The organism is Symbiopectobacterium sp. (genome assembly GCF_051710365.1).
In the GTDB taxonomy this organism is placed as follows: domain Bacteria; phylum Pseudomonadota; class Gammaproteobacteria; order Enterobacterales; family Enterobacteriaceae; genus Symbiopectobacterium.
On the sequence record NZ_JBPETA010000347.1, the window covers coordinates 1 to 1540 of the forward strand.

Below are 1540 nucleotides of genomic sequence, written 5' to 3' on the forward strand. Positions count from 1 at the left end.
ACGCCAATGGCAACATTACTTGATGGTAAACGGGTCTGGGCAGAAAAAAATCTGAACCAGATTTAATCTGACAGACACCTGTATAAATAACCGGTAACTGTCAGATCAGGTCTGAGCTAGTACATATTAGGAATGCCGAACAGTATTCGCATCACGTAACAATCGACCCGATGGGGCACAGTCGTTACAAGTTCTGATTTATTCAACAAAGCCCAACCGTGGTTGCAACCTGCTCGGCATTGCACCGATTCAACGATGAATAATCTGAAGTCGCGTAAACCAAAATACACTGGCTCTGACGATCGGACTGACGCAATGCTTCAATGAACTCCGTCACTTCACGCCCACGCTCACCGACAAGCGCAATCACAAAAACATCGGCCTGTGATTGCTCGATAAGCATGTGCATCAAGGTCGTTTTCCCACACCCTGCCGATGCAAAAATCCCCATGCGCTGACCCACGCCGCAAGTAATCAGCCCATCAATGGCTCGGATTCCGGTCAAAAACGGCTGCCGGATACCCACCCGATCCTGATACAGTGGTGGTGGCACATCTATCGTGTGGCGCTGCCAGGCAAATCCTCGCTCTTCTCCCGCTAATCGCTCCACAACTTCACCAAACGGGTTCAGCACACAACCCAGCAGGTCGTGACTCAGTACTACCGACAGCCCTGTCCCTGTAGGACAAATTACCGCCTCTCGCGACAAACCTTGCGCATTGCCTATCAAACTCAGCAGTGTCGTATCACCATGAAATCCCAATACCTGAGCGCGAGCCAGGATCTCTGGCTGGCTCCATCCTTGGCGAACCTCGCAGACTTCCCCGACAGTCACACCGGGCAATCGCGCTTCAATAATGATGGAGCCAGACAGGCGCAAAGGATGTGCTTGTTGACGTAAGAGCTGTCGGTTCGCCATTAGCGAATCACTCCCAAAAAAGCTTCTTGCAATTGGAAAAACTCGTCCATTGCATCTGCAAAGCGAGCACCGTCAGTCAGATAGTCAGGATGTACCAACCCTTTTAATTCGATGGTGTCATTGTTAATGGCAATCTGTAATTGTCCAGTCATCGCAAAATGGCACCCTTCCATAATTTTTTCCTGGATTTGGGCTGATTTATGCTGCAATAACCCGGGTGTGTTTTCGCTGAGCTGCGACCAGATCCATATCTGCCCATCAACATTGCTGATTAACAAACTGGGATAATTTTCAAAATCGAGCGCAATGGTTGAATGACCATCAAAATCACTCAGAATGGATTCATCCACCCCACTGTGCAGTAGCGCATCACGAACCAATTTTACAATATCAACATACATTTCAGTTCTTCCTTAATTAAATGGTTTTCACCACATTGATTGATACCGTATCGGGTATTTCACCGAACGATATAACTTCAAGATCTTTAAAGCGTGGGCTTTGTTGAATAAATCAGAACTTGTAACGACTGTGCCCCATCGGGTCGATTGTTACGTGATGCGAATACTGTTCGGCATTCCTAATAGCGTGATCCGGTTAAGCGCTTTGACCATCGCCATG

The 1540-nt window shown here is 47.9% G+C and carries 2 protein-coding genes and 1 pseudogene; all 3 read right to left on the reverse strand.

Annotation, left to right across the window (positions count from 1 at the left end; translation table 11 throughout):
* Nucleotides 1–202 precede the first annotated feature (202 nt).
* The gene (locus ACTBDZ_RS17670) at nt 203–919 is read right to left on the reverse strand and encodes a hypothetical protein (RefSeq protein WP_438816253.1); all 717 of its coding nucleotides are present in this window, start codon (nt 917–919) and stop codon (nt 203–205) included.
* Nucleotides 919–1320 carry an SPI-1 type III secretion system chaperone SpaK gene (gene spaK, locus ACTBDZ_RS17675; RefSeq protein ID WP_438816254.1) on the reverse strand — a complete coding sequence of 134 codons (402 nt, stop codon included), beginning with the start codon at nt 1318–1320 and terminating at the stop codon, nt 919–921. Before spaK ends, ACTBDZ_RS17670 begins: the two co-directional genes overlap by 1 nt.
* Before the next feature lie 150 nt (nt 1321–1470).
* Nucleotides 1471–1540: pseudogene (locus ACTBDZ_RS17680) on the reverse strand (surface-adhesin E family protein); the annotation flags it as partial.